Source organism: Geobacillus zalihae NBRC 101842 (genome assembly GCF_001544135.1).
In the GTDB taxonomy this organism is placed as follows: domain Bacteria; phylum Bacillota; class Bacilli; order Bacillales; family Anoxybacillaceae; genus Geobacillus; species Geobacillus zalihae.
In genome coordinates, this window is record NZ_BCPV01000041.1 from 1 (window position 1) to 17,019 (window position 17,019).

Below are 17,019 nucleotides of genomic sequence, written 5' to 3' on the forward strand. Positions count from 1 at the left end.
CAACTGAATCGTAATCAGTAGGTTGCGGGTTCGAGTCCTGCAGTCGGCATTTTTTATTTATGGAGGGGTAGCGAAGTGGCTAAACGCGGCGGACTGTAAATCCGCTCCCTTTGGGTTCGGCGGTTCGAATCCGTCCCCCTCCATTCATAAACGGGCCTATAGCTCAGCTGGTCAGAGCGCACGCCTGATAAGCGTGAGGTCGGTGGTTCAAGTCCACTTAGGCCCATTTTTTATGACAGATGGCAAGAGCAATTCTTGCCATCTTTTTTTATGCCATCGCTAACGGAGCGATAGGCCCGTTTATGCGGGCGGGAATCGGGCAAAATAAGCGGCGGGGAACGGCATGTTTTTGCGGAAGGAGGGAAGAGGATGGCTGAAGCTACCTTTTATATCGATGGGGCGACGTCGCCGCAGCCCATTGCGCGCATTGAACATCTTCTTAGTGGGCTCGACGGCGTGGAGCGCTCGCTCGTCGACACGGAAGATGGGGAAGTGAAGGTTCAATTTGATGAAAAAAAGATTTCGAAGGAACGCATCGTCTTGACGTTGCAGCAGCACGGATTCCGCTTTCAGTAGCAAATTGGCGGCTGTTGTCGACAGTGTAAGGGTGTCCGATTGGGACACCCTTTTTTCTTAGCCACGGCCTGCCGCTGATCATTTCAAACCGGGAAGCCTTTCATTTCCCATTGTAAGCGCCGGCGGGATCGCTCCGTTAATGGACGTACTTTCCGTAATCTGGGACAGCGATGCGGTCAAAATCACAAGCGAGCTTCGTCAGCCCATCGCGCAACTCGTCTCCCGCTACTGGGGCGCCGTGTCCCGTGACAGCGACCGATGGGAAGAGGGCGGCCAATTTGCGCACCGATTCGCGGGCGGCCGTCCAGTCGATCGTATAGTAGCGCGGCGGGCCGGTAATTTCGGTTTGCTGGGTCAATACTTTGTACAGTGAGTCTTGGCGGACCGTGACAAACGCATCGCCAGCGATCAAGGCCGCATCGCGCGGACGGAACAAGGAGATGTGGCCCGGTGTGTGCCCGGGGGTGTGCAGCCAGCGGAACTCCGGCAAATGCGGGACAGTGCCGTCCTCAGGTAGAGGTTGGACGCGGCTGCCAAGCTGGATCGGTTCGTTTGGGAAAAACGGCGAGATTTTGGCGAGAAGTCCGCCTTCAACGGACGCGTCCGGTTCGGGATAACGCGCTTTGCCGGTTAAATACGGCAGTTCGTCTTTGTGGGCGTACACCGGCACATTCCATTCCCGGACGAGTTCAATTAAGGCTCCGACGTGGTCAAAGTGGCCGTGGGTTAAAATAATGGCTTGCGGGCGGCTGCCGCTGCCAAAGCGGTCTTCAACAGCGGAAATAATATCGTCCGCTGACCCCGGCATTCCCGCATCGATCAAGACGAATGCGCCGTCGCCAGGGCGGCCGACGAGGCAAATGTTGACGATTTGGATCGTATGGCAGTACAAATCGGGCAGCACGCTGACGCCGACGCCGCTTGCCAAAGACGTCGCGGGAATAACATGATAGTCTTCTCCGTAATGCAACGGTTCATCAGCCATTAAAATCCCCCTCCTTTGCATCGTTGTCCAACGATAGCATGCCGCATCGACCTGTCTCCTATACAAAAGAGCTGCCGTCTAGCTCGACATGGATCGCCAAAGAATGGTACAATAAGGAAAATACAATGGCACAAGGAGGCTGCAAACGAATGAGCATTTTGAAAAAAGGATTGGCATTCGGGCTGGGATTGGCGATTGCAAGCAAAGAACAAGTGGAAAAGATCATTGACGAGCTTGTCAAAAAAGGCGAATTGTCGCTTGACGAATCGAAGGAAGTGATCGATCAATGGAAGCAGCAGACCGAAGCGCGGAAAACGGAAGTGCAGCGGCTTGTACGCGAGCAAATCAAGCAGGTGATCGACAAGCTTGAATTGGCAACAAAAGAAGACGTGCGGCAGCTTGAAGAGCGAATCCGCCGTCTGGAGGAAAAAGAACAAAGCGGGCAGTAAACCGATGCGGCCTGTCCGCTCGCTTTTTGCCGCCTTAGGAGAGATGTCCCGATGATCGGAAAACGGATGCGCCATATCGGAAGGTATCACGAAATCGCCGTCTCCTTGCTTCGGCACGGATTCGGGATGATCGTCGATGAGCTCGGCTTTTCGTCTTTTCTTTCTTTGCCGCCGCGATGGAGAGCGGAGCAAGGGAAAAAGGAAGGAAAAACGGTTGGGGAGCGGCTCCGCCTTGTGCTCGAGGAGCTCGGCCCGACGTTCGTGAAGCTCGGGCAAATTGCCAGCACACGGCCGGATTTGATTCCCGCTCCGATCATCAGCGAGCTCGAAAAACTGCAAGACCAAGTTCCGCCGTTTCCGTTTGCCGACGTTCGCCGGAGGGTGGAAACAGAACTTGGGGGCTCGCTTGAAACCTTGTTTCGTTCATTTGACGAAACGCCGCTCGCTGCCGCTTCGCTCGGACAAGTGCACCGGGCGGTTCTTCCTTCCGGACAAGCCGTGGCGGTGAAAGTGCAGCGTCCGCACATCGCTGCGCGGGTGGAGACGGATCTGGAAATTTTGCAAGATTTGGCCGTGCTGGCGGAACGTCGTCTCGATTGGGCGGCAACCTACCAATTGTCTGAAATTGTCGATGAACTGGCGCGTTCATTACGGCAGGAGCTGGATTATACCGTCGAGGCGCGCCATGCGGAACGGTTTGCACAGCAGTTTGCCGACGATTCGTCGGTGTATGTCCCGAAGGTGTTTTGGGATTATACGACGAAAACCGTGCTCACGATGGAATATGTCGAAGGAATGAAACTTGGGGAGCTCGAGCGGCTGAAAGCGAACGGCCACTCCTTAAAAACGATCGCCGAGCGTTTGGCTGAAGCAACCTTTAAACAAATGTTTGAGCATGGATTTTTTCATGGCGACCCTCATCCTGGCAATGTATTTGTTCTTGACGATGGAACGCTTTCCTTCATTGACTTTGGCTTGATGGGCCGCCTTCGCCCCCATGTCAAACATCATCTTTCTTCACTCATCATCGCCTTAATGCGGCAAAACACGGATGGGGTGTTGGGTGCGATCTACGGCTTAGGGATTGTTCCTGACGGAGTCGATGAAGGAAAATTGCGCGATGATCTTGACGAGCTGCGGGAGAAATACTACGGCGTCCCGCTCGGTGAGATCAGTCTTGGGGAAGCCGTCGAGGATTTGCTTTCGGTGGCATTTCGCCATGGCATTCGCATCCCAAGCGATTTGACGCTGTTAGGAAAAGCGCTGTTGACGGTCGAAGGGGTTGTGGAGACGCTTGACCCGCAGTTTCGCATCATGGACGTTGCCGAACCGTTTGGGAGAAAGCTGATGAAAGAGCGTCTTCGGCCTGATCGCGTGGCAGAAACAGCGTGGAAGCGGATTTTTGATTATGGTGAATGGCTGCTCCGACTGCCGGAGGGCGTAAAGGAATGGACGAAAATGATGCGGCATGGCAAGCTTCGATTGGAAATCACGGCTCCTGATTTGGAAGCGCTGCTAAAGAAGCTCGACCAGATGACGAACCGGCTGTCGTTTAGCATCGTTCTTCTTTCGCTGAGCATCGTCCTCGTCGGCCTGATGATCGCTTCATCATTGGGGCGTCCGTCGACGCTGCTGTGGAAGATTCCTGCTGTTGAAATCGGATTAGGCGCGTCCGCTTTTCTATTTGGTTGGCTGCTTTACTCGATTTTTCGTTCGGGAAAATTTTAGTGTTTGTTGCACAATGATTTCTTTTTTCGGAAATTCTTGAAAGTTTGATGCAGTCCGATCCATGGAAGGTGTCCCAAAAACACAGCGGGACACCTTTTCTTCATCAATAATTAAATTTGCACGAAGCACGTTTGTTAAGCCATGCTAGGCAGCCTGATGGAGTGGAAAGCCGGTGAGGGCGCCGGAATAAATTCTATGCTTTGGATTATACTAACAGTGCTGTCTGAGACAGCGTTTAGGGAGTGGGAAATGGGTTAGGGAGGATCGATGATGACGTTTTCTCTTCCTGTTGTTTGGACGGTGGAACTCTCAGCGGTCATGTTGAGTATAGCGGGAAGTTTTTGGATCGCCAAACGGCATATACGGAGATATGCGGTTTTGTATGCATTCAGTGCGGTGACAGGCATCGTTCTTTGCCTTGCGTTTGTCTATGCAGGCTTTTACTCCTTCCCTGTTAAGCTCGTTCCTTATACACCGATTCCGCTCGTTGAAATGGCAACCGTCATTCCGTTTTTCGTTTTGTTTGGAGTCAAGTACAGTCCGGAAAGCTGGGCATGGAAGTTGCCGTTTTACTTTGCGATGGTGCAGTTGATTATGTTGTTCGAGTTGGTTGCTCTTGTGTCGCCGCTCTCTCTGATTGATTATAAGAAGTGGGATGTATGGGATTCATACACCGCCTGGTGGCTGTATTTGCTTTTCTTTGAGTGGATGGGCGGAAAAATCGTCCCCCAAAAAGCGCGCTCCCCGCTTGCGGCTTCCTCGTTCCGCTACGGGCGATGGGGATGGATTGTCGTCCACCTCATTGCCATGACGACTGTTTTTTTAGCGGGCGTGTATGCGGGATGGGGACTGCGCATAAGCAGCTTGTAGCCAAAACTGAAGAGGGGCTGTTCTGAAAAGGGGCTAAAACATTTTCCGTCCCATAGAAGGATTTTTCTTTCTCGATCGCGAAACAAGTACTGCAAAACCAAAGAGGGAAGGAAGGAGAGAACCCGATGCCCATTGTCAACCCAAGCCGCGAAGAAATCGGCGACATTTTGCGCAAGGCGAAGCGGATTGCCGTTGTCGGCTTGTCCAACAATCCAGAGCGCGAGTCGTATATGGTGGCGAAGGCGATGAAAGACGCCGGATACGAAATCATTCCGGTTAACCCGATGATCGATGAATGGGAAGGCATTCCAGCGGTCGACAAACTGACGGATATCGAAGGGCATGTCGATATCGTCGATGTGTTTCGCCGTTCCGAACATTTGCCGGAGCTCGCCCGCGAGTTTGTGCAAATCGACGCGGACGTATTTTGGGCGCAGCTTGGCGTCGTCAATGAAGAAGCATACGCGTTTTTAAAAGAAAAAGGCTATACGGTGATTATGGATCGCTGCATTAAAGTAGAACATGCGCTTACAAAACGCCCGTAACAGGCGAAGCGCGTCATTGACGAAACGGCCATCTTCTCTAAGATGGTCCTTTCGTTTTTCAGGCGCTGTTGTCCGATTTTGTCAAGCGGTGTCAAAAGACAATGGACAGCTGGTCATTTTATGATACAATAAAACAGAAACAGATGTTCTTGTTTTGGCAGAAAGGGGTGGCCTTGTGGCAAAGCGAGCGGCATACGAATATAACGAAGATGCCATTCAAGTGTTAGAAGGACTTGAGGCGGTGAGGAAGCGGCCGGGGATGTACATTGGCAGCACCGACAGCCGCGGTTTGCATCATCTTGTTTATGAAATCGTCGACAACTCGGTCGATGAAGCGTTGGCCGGATATGGAAATTACATTTTGGTGCAAATACATAAAGACAACAGCATCACCGTCCTTGATGAAGGGCGCGGCATGCCGGTCGGGATGCATAAGCTTGGCAAGCCGACGCCGGAAGTCATTTTGACCGTGCTTCATGCCGGCGGCAAATTCGGCCAAGGCGGCTATAAAACGAGCGGCGGCCTGCACGGAGTCGGGGCGTCGGTTGTCAACGCCTTATCAGAATGGCTGGTCGTCACGATTCATCGCGACGGCTTCATTTACCGGCAGCGGTTTGAGCATGGAGGCAAACCGGTGACGACGCTAGAGAAAATCGGCACAACGAACAAAACCGGAACCATCATTCAATTTAAGCCGGACCCAACGATTTTCAGCACGACAGTCTTCGATTATGAAACATTGAGTGAACGGCTGCGCGAATCGGCGTTTTTGTTAAAAGGGCTGAAAATCGAACTCGTTGACGAACGGACCGGCATGCGCGAGGTGTTCCACTATGAAAACGGAATTGAAGCGTTTGTCGCCTATTTGAATGAGGAGAAAGATGTGCTCCACCCGGTCGTTTATTTTGCTGGCGAGCAAAACGGCATTGAAGTCGAGTTTGCGTTCCAGTTTCATGACGGTTATTCGGAAAACGTGCTGTCGTTTGTCAACAACGTGCGCACAAAAGACGGCGGCACGCATGAGGCGGGTGCGAAAACGGCGATGACGCGCGTTTTTAACGAATACGCCCGCCGTGTCGGTTTGCTCAAGGAAAAAGATAAAAATTTGGAAGGAACCGATATTCGCGAAGGATTGTCCGCGGTCGTTTCGGTGCGCATCCCAGAGCACTTGCTGCAGTTTGAAGGGCAGACGAAAGGAAAGCTCGGAACGAGCGAAGCGCGTTCGGCCGTCGATGCGGTGGTGTCCGAGCAGCTCATGTACTTTCTGCAAGAAAACCCGGACGTAAGCGCGATGCTCATTAAGAAAGCGATCCGGGCCTATCAGGCGCGTGAAGCGGCCCGCAAAGCGCGCGAAGAGGCGAGAAGCGGCAAAAAGCGGAAAGGGAAAGAGGCGCTCTTAAGCGGCAAGCTGACGCCGGCGCAAGGGCGCAATCCGCAAAAAAATGAGCTCTATCTCGTTGAAGGCGATTCGGCGGGCGGTTCGGCGAAACAAGGGCGCGACCGCCGCTTCCAGGCGGTGCTTCCGCTGCGCGGAAAAGTCATCAACACGGAAAAGGCGAAACTTGGCGATATTTTGAAAAACGAGGAAATCAATACGATCATCCACGCCATCGGCGGCGGCGTCGGGGCTGATTTTTCGCTCGATGATGTCAACTACGACAAAGTGATCATTATGACCGATGCCGACACGGACGGCGCCCATATTCAAGTGCTGCTTTTGACGTTTTTTTACCGCTACATGCGTCCGCTGATTGAAGCGGGAAAAGTGTACATCGCCTTGCCGCCGCTTTACAAAATCAGCAAAAAAAGCGGCAAAAACGAAATCGTCGAATATGCGTGGACGGACGAGCAGCTGAAAGAAATTACGAAAAAAATGGGCCGCGGCTATACGATTCAGCGCTATAAAGGGCTCGGCGAAATGAACGCCGATCAATTATGGGAAACGACGATGAACCCACAGACGCGTACGCTCATCCGCGTGCGCATTGAAGATGCGGCCCGCGCCGAACGGAGGGTGACGACGCTCATGGGCGACAAAGTCGAGCCGCGCCGCAAATGGATCGAAACGCACGTCGCCTTCGGGCTCGAAGAGGAACCGGGATGGATCGGCTGATGGCGGCGTGAAAAGGCGCCGCCTTTTTGGCGCTGATGTGTTAGGAAAGGAGAATGACGATGGCAGAACGATTGCTGGAAATGCCGTTAGAGGACGTGCTTGGCGACCGCTTTGGCCGCTACAGCAAATACATTATCCAAGACCGGGCGCTCCCGGATGCGCGCGACGGGCTGAAGCCCGTGCAGCGCCGCATTTTGTATGCGATGTACATGGATGGCAACACGGCTGATAAACCGTTTCGCAAGGCGGCGAAAACGGTTGGAAACGTGATCGGCAACTTTCATCCGCACGGCGACTCATCGGTGTATGAAGCGATGGTGCGGATGAGCCAAGAGTGGAAGCTGCGCAACGTGCTGGTGGAGATGCACGGCAACAACGGCAGCATCGACGGCGACCCGCCGGCGGCGATGCGCTACACGGAAGCGCGCCTGTCGGCGATTGCCGCCGAGTTGCTTCGCGATATTGACAAAGAAACGGTTCCGTTTGTGCCGAACTTTGACGATACGACCGATGAGCCGACCGTCTTGCCGGCGATGTTTCCGAATTTGTTGGTGAACGGCTCGACCGGGATTTCGGCCGGCTATGCGACCGATATTCCGCCGCATGCGCTTGGCGAGGTGATCGACGCCGTCTTGATGCGGATCGACCGGCCGGATTGCACTGTTGACGAGCTGATGACGGTTCTTCCTGGCCCCGATTTTCCGACCGGCGGCATCATCCAAGGGAAAGACGGCATCCGCAAGGCGTATGAGACCGGCCGCGGGAAAATCATCATCCGCGCCAAAGCCGCCATCGAGCAGGGAAAAGGTGGGAAAAAGCACATTGTCATCACGGAACTGCCGTATGAAGTGAACAAAGCGAATTTAGTGAAAAAAATTGACGAGCTTCGCCTCGACAAAAAGCTCGACGGCATTGCTGACGTCCGCGATGAAACGGACCGGAACGGGCTGTCGATCGTCATCGAGCTGAAAAAAGACGCCGATGCCGAGGCGATCCTTAACTATTTATACAAAAACACCGATTTGCAAGTGCCATACAGCTTCAACATGGTGGCGATCCATGAACGCCGGCCGAAGCTGATGAGTTTGCCGGAGCTGTTGGATGCCTACATCGCCCACCGGAAAGAGGTCGTCACCAACCGCTCGCATTTTGAGCTGAAAAAAGCGAATGAGCGGAAGCACATCGTCGACGGCTTGATTCGGGCGCTTTCCATTTTGGATGAGGTGATTGCGACGATTCGTGCTTCAAGCGACAAGCGCGACGCCAAAGAACGGCTGATGGCTCATTACGGATTCACCGAAGCGCAGGCCGAGGCGATCGTGACGCTCCAGCTGTATCGGTTGACGAACACCGACATCACGGCGCTGCGTCAAGAAGCGGAAGAACTGGATCAAGCGATTGCGGAACTTACGGGGATTCTCGCAGATGAAAAGAAGCTGCTTGGCGTCATCAAAAAAGAGCTGAAGGCGATGAAAAAGCAATATGCCGATGAGCGGCGGACGGTGATTGAAGAGGAGATTGAAGAGCTGAAAGTGAAGGTGGAGGCGCTCATTCCGGCGGAAGACGTGATCGTCACCGTGACAAAAGAAGGATATGTGAAGAGGACGAGCTATCGTTCATACAGCGCCTCAAACGGTCAAGACATGGGCATGAAGGAAACGGATCGGCTGCTCGCCCAGCTCGAGATGAATACGACCGATGTGCTCTTGCTTTTCACCCGCCGCGGTTATTATTTATACTGCCCGGTGCATACGCTCCCTGATATCCGTTGGAAAGAGGTCGGCCAGCACATTTCCCATCTCATTCCGCTTGAACGCGACGATGAACTCGTCGCCGCTGTTCCAGTCTCTTCCTTTGACACCGGGGAGCAGCTCATCTTTGTGACGAAACAAGGGCTCGTAAAGCGAACGGAGCTCGCTCAATACCAAGTGCAGCGCTACACCCGCCCGCTTGTGGCCGTCAATGTGAAAGAGGATGATGACGTCATCGCCGTCTACGCGACGGATGGATGCGGCCATCTTTGGCTTGCGACGCATGATGGACATGCGCTCTTGTTTGCCGAGGAGGAGATCAGCCTTGTTGGCGTGCGCGCGGCTGGCGTGAAAGGGATTCAATTGAAGGAAGGGGACTTTGTCGCCGCTGCGTGCCCCGTTCGCCTAGAAAAGGGGGGCTCGTTCGTCGTCGTGACGCAGCGCGGAGCGGTGAAAAAAGTGGCGATGAGCGAGTTTGAGCCGTCCTCACGAGCGAAGCGCGGCGTTGTGATCGTACGTGAAGTGAAATCCAACCCGCACCGAGTTGTCGGCGCCGTCTTTGTCAGCAACGATGAGGAAATGGTCGGATTGCGGACGGAAAAAGGGGTGGTCGAGACGATCGAAGCCGCTTCCCTTCGTCTCTCCGACCGCTACAGCACGGGTTCGTTTGTCGTTGACACTGACGAAGCCGGGATGGTGGTGGATGTCTGGAAAGAACCGACGAAGCTGCTTGGAAAAGGGGAGGAAGGATGAGGTTTAAGCGTCAAGAACCGTTCCGGTATCAGTTTGGCCGGCCGCTCCCGGCTGAACTGCGCACAGCCGATGGTGAGCGCAGCGTCTACATTCACGATCTAAGTCCGCACGGGATGAAAATCGAAACGGAAGGCCGCCTTCCCTTTTCAACAGGGGGAACGCTGGTTGACATCTCGTTTTGGCTAAACGCTGCCCCCTTTACGCTGCGGGGGCAGCTTGTCTGGGAAAGACCGTTTGTCCACGCCTACTATTATGGCGTCCGCCTCCATGTCACCAAACAAGAAGAAGCGCACTTGATCGAAGCCATCAAACGACATGCGGCCGAGAGCCGCCGAATATGACGCAAAAAGGGGCCCGAGTTTTGGCGGGGCCCTTTTTTGATTTTTGACGGAGGTATGGCGCATCCAAAACGGGTGCCCTTGTCACATGGATGCCAAAATCGTCTTCACCAAAACTTCCACCATTTATTTGCCCGTGTTCGAGCAGCGCTGGTGCTGGCAGCGGTTTGCCGAAACGACAACACGAGCTCGCGAAACGCTTTTTCCCGTTCTAAAATGCGCAGTTCGAGCTGTTTTCGCTCCTCTTCCTGCCTTGCCTTTTCCTCGTGACAGAACGCGACGACCGTTTCCAAATGTTCATGCAGCTGTTCCGTTTTTTGCTGCCATGCGTCCTCGTAATCGCGGAGTGAACGGCGCACCGTTTCGGCAGCTGCCGTCGTTTGCTCCTCGATGTAGTCAAGGCGGCCTTTCACCTCATCCATCGCTTGCCGGACCGTGGCTGTCGTTTCCTGTTTCAAGGCGTCGACGATATCGTCTTTTAAGCGGGCCGCCAACTGCTCGGCTATGTATGGCATCCCTTGATGCAGCAGGCGGGGCACATCGATGATTTCCCCTTCCATGACGGCTGTTTCCACTTGAGCGGCTGTCTCGTTGGCTCGCTCTGCCGGTTGTCCGTCCATTTGCCTGATCATTTCAGCCACTTCGCGCGGATGGCGGCCGTCCTCAAGCCAAGTGCGGATATGGCGAAACCGGTCGATCAGCTCGTCGGTGTACATGCGTGCCCCCTCGGTTGTGCGTGGGACGGCAATCGATCCGGCGAACTGCTTTTCCCATTGTTTCAAATCGCGGGCGGTGACCCCGATTTTTTTCGCTGCTTCGCGGAGTGTATAGGTTTTCATCGCATTCCCTCATCCTTTCTCGTCTTTTGGCATTGATTTGCGTTATGTTTTATTTTCCTACTTGGTCGTTGATTTTCCTGCCGCTTGACAAAACATAACAAAAGAAGTGGAAGTTAGCAAAAAAAAACAACAACTATTGTCGAAAAATGAAGGCGGTCATCGAAAGATGTTGACAAACTTGTATATACAAGATAAAATGAGTTCAGGTTGTATATACAAGTTTGTTTGCAACCGGTTGCTGAAAGCGATTTAACGCTATAGCGGTCGTTAAGGAAAGAAAAGGGAGGCGTTCATCATGGGGGCATACCAACAAGCAGCCGCGCAAATCGTTGAAGCCATCGGCGGCAAAGAAAACATCGTCGCCGCCACGCATTGTGTGACCCGGCTTCGGTTTGCGCTCAAAGAGGAAGGAAAAGTCAATAAGGAAGCGCTTGAGCGCATCGATGTCGTCAAAGGGTCGTTTTCCGCAAACGGCCAGTTTCAAGTCGTCATCGGCCAAGGGCTTGTCGATAAAGTGTATGACGACCTCATCGAGCTGACGGGCATCGGCCGGGCGACAAAGCAGGAGATGAAAGACGCTGCGGAAGCGAAGCTCAATCCGCTGCAACGCGCGATTAAGACGCTGGCTGATATTTTCATTCCCATCTTGCCGGCGATCGTGACGGCCGGTTTGTTAATGGGGATTAACAACGTCTTGACAGGCCCAGGCATTTTTTACGAAGGGAAATCGTTTGTCGAGGTGCACAAAGAATGGGCCGATTTGGCGAACATGATCAACTTGATCGCCAATACGGCGTTCGTCTTCCTGCCCGGTTTGATCGGCTGGTCAGCAGTGACGAAATTCGGCGGCAGCCCGCTCTTAGGGATTGTCCTTGGTTTGATGCTCGTCCACCCAGATTTGCTCAACGCTTGGGGCTGGGGAGCGGCGAAAGAAAAAGGAGAGATTCCGGTTTGGAACTTGTTCGGCTTTGAAGTGCAAAAAGTCGGCTACCAAGGGCAAGTGCTGCCGGTGTTGGTGGCTTCCTACGTGCTGGCGAAGCTTGAGCTGTTTTTGCGCAAGCGCATTCCGGATGCGTTTCAGCTGTTGCTTGTCGCGCCGCTTGCGTTGCTCATTACGGGCTTTTTGGCGTTCATCGCTATTGGGCCGGTCACATTTGCGATCGGCAATGCCATTACCCACTTGTTTGTCACGATTTTTGACACGGTTCCGGCTCTTGGAGGATTGTTGTATGGAGCGCTGTATGCGCCGCTTGTCGTCACCGGGATGCACCATACGTTCTTGCCGGTTGACTTGCAGCTGATTGCCAATACCGGCGGCACATTCTTATGGCCGATTTTGGTCATGTCCAACATCGCCCAAGGTTCGGCAGCGTTGGCGATGATGTTTGTCGCGAAGGAGGAAAAGCTGCGCGGTTTGTCGTTTACGTCGGCTGTTTCCGCGTATTTAGGCATCACAGAACCGGCGATGTTCGGGGTCAACTTGCGCTTTCGTTTCCCGTTTATCGCAGCGATGACCGGAGCGGCGATCGCCGGCATGTTTATTACGCTCAATAAAGTCATCGCTCCGTCGATCGGTGTCGGCGGCCTGCCGGGTTTCTTGTCGATCGTACCGCAAAAGTGGACGCCGTTCTTTATCGGCATGGCGATCGCGATTGTGGTGCCGTTTGCGCTGACGTTTGTCTTTGGGAAAGTGCGTAAAGCCGCCCGCTCATGATTGCCGTGTGTTGACGCAAGAGAACGATGTGCGAAATCATCCATTTACCACCATACCATTGGCCGCCGATGCCAATGGTATGTTTTTATCCTGACGAACGAGGTGAAGAGAGATGCGAGCAACCCCTTGGTGGAAAAAAGCGGTCGTTTATCAAATTTATCCGAAAAGCTTCTACGACACGAATGGAGACGGCATCGGCGATTTGCCGGGCGTGATCGAGAAGCTCGATTATCTACAAGAACTGGGCGTCGATGTCATTTGGCTGACGCCGATCTACGCGTCGCCGCAGCGCGACAACGGTTATGACATCAGCGATTATTTCCGCATCCATCACGAATACGGAACGATGGACGATTTTGACCGTCTGCTTCACGAAGTGCATGCGCGCGGCATGAAGCTGGTGATGGACATGGTCGTCAACCATACCTCAACCGACCATGAATGGTTCAAGCAGGCGCGCTCCTCGAAAACGAACCCATGCCGCTCGTTTTACATTTGGCGCGACCCGAAGCCGGACGGCGGAGCGCCGAACAACTGGCAATCGAAATTCGGCGGCTCGGCGTGGGAATACGACGAACAAACCGGCCAATATTACTTGCATTTGTTCGATGTGACACAAGCGGACTTGAACTGGGAAAACGAAGAGCTGCGCCGCCGCATTTATGACATGATGCATTTTTGGCTCCAAAAAGGAGTGGACGGCTTTCGGCTTGACGTCATCAACTTGTTGTCAAAAGATCAGCGCTTCCCGGATGACGACGGTTCAGTGCCGCCGGGGGACGGGCGCCGCTTTTATACGGACGGACCGCGCATTCATGAGTTTTTGCAGGAAATGAATCGAGAGGTGTTTTCAAAATACGACATCATGACAGTGGGGGAAATGTCGTCGACGACGATCGATCATTGCATCCGCTACACGAACCCGGAAAACCACGAGCTCAATATGACGTTTAACTTCCATCACTTGAAGGTCGATTACCCGAATGGGGAAAAATGGGCGGTCTCCCCGTTTGACTTTCTAGCTTTAAAACGCATTTTGTCCGAATGGCAAGTCCGGATGTATGAAGGTGGGGGCTGGAATGCGCTCTTTTGGTGCAACCACGATCAGCCGCGCATCGTGTCGCGCTATGGCGATGACGGGACGTATTGGAAAGAATCAGCCAAAATGTTGGCGACGACGATCCATTTAATGCAAGGGACACCATACATTTACCAAGGCGAAGAAATCGGCATGACCGACCCGAAATTCACCGATATTCGCGACTACCGCGACGTTGAGTCGCTCAACATGTACCGGATTTTGCGAGAACAAGGCAAAAGCGAGCAAGAAGTGATGGAAATTTTGCAGCGAAAATCGCGCGACAATTCCCGCACGCCGATGCAATGGGACGACAGCCCGCATGCCGGTTTCACGTCTGGGACGCCGTGGATTCGCGTCGCCGACAACTACCGGCGCATTAACGTGAAACAGGCGCTCGCCGACCGCGACTCGATTTTCTACCATTATAAGCGGCTGATTGAGCTGCGCAAACAGTATGATCTCATTACGACCGGGCGCTATGAGCTGTTGCTTGCGGACGATCCGCATATTTTCGCCTATATGCGTCATGGCGATGGAGAAAAGCTGCTTGTTGTCAACAATTTTTATCCAGTCGAAACGACGTTCACGCTGCCGAAAGAAGCGGGAGCCGATGGCTATACGGGAGAACTGCTGCTTGCCAATTATTCGGACGCGCCGGCCGATTTTCGCCGCATGCAACTGCGCCCATACGAATCGGTTGTTTATCTTTTGCGCCGGCCGTGATACAATACAAGCGGTGATTCTTATGCATGAAAACAAATATTTAACCATTTACCATGACCTCATTTCCCGCATCCGCCGCGGAGAATGGAAGGCGTACGACAAGCTGCCATCGGAACACGAGCTGGCCGCCCGATATGAGACATCGCGCGAGACGATTCGCAAAGCGCTCCATTTGTTGTCCGAGCACGGCTATATTCAAAAAATGAAAGGAAAAGGATCTATCGTCCTTGACGTCGGCAAATATGACTTTCCCGTATCCGGATTGGTCAGCTTTAAAGAACTGGCGCAGACGATGAAGCAGCCGGTGCGGACGATCGTGCATGAACTGGCGATCATCAAGCCGGATCGCGAGCTCAGGCAGCATCTGCGCGCCTCAAGCAAAGACGAAGTCTGGAAAGTCGTGCGCGTCCGTGAAATCGGCGGAGAGCGGATTATTTTGGATAAAGACTTTTTTCTGAAAAAGCATGTGCCGCTATTGACGAAAGAGATTTGTGAAGACTCGATCTATGAATACTTGGAAACGAAGCTGCATTTGCCGATCAGCTTTGCGAAAAAAGAAATATCGGTCGACGAAGCGACGGACGAAGACCGGCGCTATTTGGATTTGCATGGCGATGACCGCGTCGTTGTCGTCAAAAACTACGTGTATTTAAGCGATGCTGCATTGTTTCAATACACGGAATCGCGTCACCGGCTCGACAAGTTCCGATTTGTCGATTTTGCGCGCCGGAAATGACAACGCCTTCTGTGCCCCAGGTTGTTTGGGAGCCAGCCCGGGGCGGATGAAAGTGTGGGCCACGCTGCAAACTGCAGCGCGGCTTTTTTTGTTTGCGCGGGCAACATAAATTTTATAAGTAAAACTATGTTCTAAATCATCAATGAAAATCATAAAAAAACTACATCATGGCTATCCTTCTTGGTAACAACATCATCGCAAAGGAGGCGCCGACGTGGAAGGAACATGGTGGTCGCTGTTGCCTTTTCTGCTCATCATTCCGTTGGCGGTATGGCTGAAAGAAATTTTGCCCGGCCTCGTGGCCGGATTGCTCGTCGGAGCGTTTTGCCTTGAGTGGTCGGCTGTCGGCGCGATTGAGCGCGCTGTTTCCGCTGTTCTTCACGCCCTGACCGATCCGGAGCATATGAAGGTGGCCGCGTTTTTGTATTTGTTCGGTTCGCTTGTCGGCATGATGCAAATTACCGGTGGGATCAAAGGGTTTGTCGAGAGACTTTCCGGCCGCATCCGCTCGAAGCGGGGGATTTTGTTGTTCGTTTGGCTGACGGTGCCGGTGACGTTTTTTATGCCGATGTTTCGCATTATGCTCCTTGGACCAGTGATGAAAGCGGTCCTTCGCCAGTTTCGCATCGACCGCCGCCGCATGGCGTACATGATCGACGTCTCGACCGAGCCGATCATCGTGCTTTTGCCAGCGGCGACAGCGTTCGTCGGCTTTATGACTTCTGTTGTCGCCGCGGCGCTTGAGCAAAACGACATTCACGAATCGCCGTATGACGTGTTTTTGCGCAGCCTGCCGTACAACTTGTTTGCGATTGTCGCTCTGGCCGTCGGGGTGTTGACGACGATGTTGAACATCCGGATCGGCAAACCGCGGGCGAAAAAAGGAGAAGGGGAAACGAATACACTGCACGGGCTCGGATTGCGCAAGGAGCTGGCGCTGATCAACGGGGAGCCGTTGCACTTGTTTGTCCCGCTGGCGCTGTTAATCGCGCTGACGTTTGCCTTTTTCGTGTACGACGGGAGGAAACGCGGGGCAGAGAATTGGTGGGAGGCGTTTTCCGCGGCCGATGCGACATGGGCGATGCTGTTGGCGTTGTTTGTGACCATCCTTTTGTCGATGGCGTTTTATTTATGGCGCCGACAATCACTTTCAGAGCTGACGTACCATTTTTTTGCTGGGGGTAACGAAATGATGGCGCCGATCGGCATGCTCGTTCTCGTATGGGCGGTCTCGGCGGTGGCAGGGGAACTCGGATTTGCGGAGTACGTGTCGTCGACGTTCGGCACATGGCTGCCGGGGGCATTCGTGCCAGCGGCCGTGTTTTTGGTCGGATCGTTTTTATCATACTTTATCGGTTCTTCATGGGGAACGTGGGGCATTTTGATGCCGCTTGGCGTCACGCTTTCCCATGCGACCGGGGCGCCGCTCGAGGTGACAGTCGGCGCTGTGTTTGCGAGCGGGACGTTTGGCGCCTTTGCTTCGCCGCTTGGCGATACGACGATTACAACCGCAGCCATTATGGATATGGACTTGATGAGCTATGCGAAATATAAACTGCGCATCTCTCTCCTTTGCGCCGGCGTGTCGCTCGTTGGATACGTTCTTTTGCCGCTTTGGGCCGGTTGACCGCAGACGCCCCGTCTGCCCTCGCCGGGCTTTTTTTATCTACCCTGAAAATGTCAAAACTATATAGGTTCCAATAAAGAATTTCCAATTTGTTCGTTACCATTTGCACTTCGATACATGCGGATGCAATCTAATGTGTTAGGCAATCGGCGAAGTGTAAACCAAAAATTCAACTTAATTGAAGGAGATTT

At 53.3% G+C, this 17,019-nt stretch carries 14 protein-coding genes and 2 tRNA genes; 14 read left to right on the top strand and 2 right to left on the bottom strand.

Features of this window, described 5'->3' with window-relative positions:
• Window positions 1–61: 61 nt before the first annotated feature.
• The 3 genes from GZ1_RS11775 (at window position 62) to GZ1_RS11785 (ending at window position 576) form a co-directional block, all read left to right on the top strand.
• Window positions 62–143: transfer RNA gene (locus GZ1_RS11775), tRNA-Tyr, on the top strand.
• Between the two features lie 9 nt (window positions 144–152).
• Window positions 153–226 (top strand) — tRNA-Ile (locus GZ1_RS11780).
• A gap of 143 nt (window positions 227–369) precedes the next feature.
• Window positions 370–576, top strand: a complete 207-nt coding sequence (locus tag GZ1_RS11785; protein ID WP_020756836.1) for a heavy-metal-associated domain-containing protein — start codon at window positions 370–372, stop codon at window positions 574–576.
• Window positions 577–712: 136 nt separating this feature from the next.
• On the opposite strand, the gene GZ1_RS11790 is transcribed toward GZ1_RS11785, so the two are convergent.
• Entirely contained in the window at window positions 713–1,561 is an 849-nt protein-coding gene (locus tag GZ1_RS11790; protein WP_033006834.1) for an MBL fold metallo-hydrolase, read from the bottom strand.
• 149 nt (window positions 1,562–1,710) lie between these two features.
• Here GZ1_RS11790 and GZ1_RS11795 point away from each other — a divergent pair, with 149 nt between their 5' ends.
• The 7 genes from GZ1_RS11795 (at window position 1,711) to GZ1_RS11825 (ending at window position 10,111) form a co-directional block, all read left to right on the top strand.
• Complete coding sequence (locus tag GZ1_RS11795) at window positions 1,711–2,010, top strand: phasin family protein (RefSeq protein WP_025950623.1); 300 nt, start codon at window positions 1,711–1,713, stop codon at window positions 2,008–2,010.
• A gap of 51 nt (window positions 2,011–2,061) precedes the next feature.
• On the top strand, window positions 2,062–3,738 hold the full coding sequence (locus GZ1_RS11800; RefSeq protein ID WP_060788518.1) for an ABC1 kinase family protein: 1,677 nt from the start codon (window positions 2,062–2,064) through the stop codon (window positions 3,736–3,738).
• Window positions 3,739–4,008: 270 nt separating this feature from the next.
• Entirely contained in the window at window positions 4,009–4,608 is a 600-nt protein-coding gene (locus GZ1_RS11805) for a CBO0543 family protein (protein WP_033006577.1), read from the top strand.
• Between the two features lie 125 nt (window positions 4,609–4,733).
• Window positions 4,734–5,153, top strand: a complete 420-nt coding sequence (locus GZ1_RS11810; RefSeq protein WP_020756535.1) for a CoA-binding protein — start codon at window positions 4,734–4,736, stop codon at window positions 5,151–5,153.
• A gap of 175 nt (window positions 5,154–5,328) precedes the next feature.
• Entirely contained in the window at window positions 5,329–7,266 is a 1,938-nt protein-coding gene (gene parE, locus GZ1_RS11815; protein ID WP_060788519.1) for a DNA topoisomerase IV subunit B, read from the top strand.
• Between the two features lie 59 nt (window positions 7,267–7,325).
• Window positions 7,326–9,770, top strand: coding sequence for a DNA topoisomerase IV subunit A (gene parC, locus GZ1_RS11820; protein WP_015374876.1), 2,445 nt, complete (start codon window positions 7,326–7,328; stop codon window positions 9,768–9,770).
• Window positions 9,767–10,111: a PilZ domain-containing protein gene (locus GZ1_RS11825; protein WP_013145319.1), complete on the top strand. Its 345-nt coding sequence runs from the start codon at window positions 9,767–9,769 to the stop codon at window positions 10,109–10,111. Before parC ends, GZ1_RS11825 begins: the two co-directional genes overlap by 4 nt.
• Window positions 10,112–10,215: 104 nt before the next feature.
• On the opposite strand, the gene GZ1_RS11830 is transcribed toward GZ1_RS11825, so the two are convergent.
• A complete protein-coding gene (locus GZ1_RS11830; protein WP_014195851.1) occupies window positions 10,216–10,947 on the bottom strand; it encodes a MerR family transcriptional regulator in 732 nt (243 codons plus the stop codon).
• A 295-nt stretch (window positions 10,948–11,242) separates the two neighbouring features.
• On the opposite strand from GZ1_RS11830, the gene treP reads away from it, so the two are divergent.
• The 4 genes from treP (at window position 11,243) to GZ1_RS11850 (ending at window position 16,828) form a co-directional block, all read left to right on the top strand.
• On the top strand, window positions 11,243–12,661 hold the full coding sequence (treP, locus tag GZ1_RS11835; RefSeq protein ID WP_060788520.1) for a PTS system trehalose-specific EIIBC component: 1,419 nt from the start codon (window positions 11,243–11,245) through the stop codon (window positions 12,659–12,661).
• A gap of 112 nt (window positions 12,662–12,773) precedes the next feature.
• Window positions 12,774–14,465 (top strand): alpha,alpha-phosphotrehalase, encoded by a 1,692-nt coding sequence (treC, locus tag GZ1_RS11840; RefSeq protein ID WP_020755384.1) that lies wholly within the window; start codon window positions 12,774–12,776, stop codon window positions 14,463–14,465.
• 22 nt (window positions 14,466–14,487) lie between these two features.
• On the top strand, window positions 14,488–15,201 hold the full coding sequence (gene treR, locus GZ1_RS11845; RefSeq protein ID WP_013523771.1) for a trehalose operon repressor: 714 nt from the start codon (window positions 14,488–14,490) through the stop codon (window positions 15,199–15,201).
• Window positions 15,202–15,415: 214 nt separating this feature from the next.
• A complete protein-coding gene (locus tag GZ1_RS11850) occupies window positions 15,416–16,828 on the top strand; it encodes a Na+/H+ antiporter NhaC family protein (protein WP_013523770.1) in 1,413 nt (470 codons plus the stop codon).
• Window positions 16,829–17,019 lie beyond the last annotated feature (191 nt).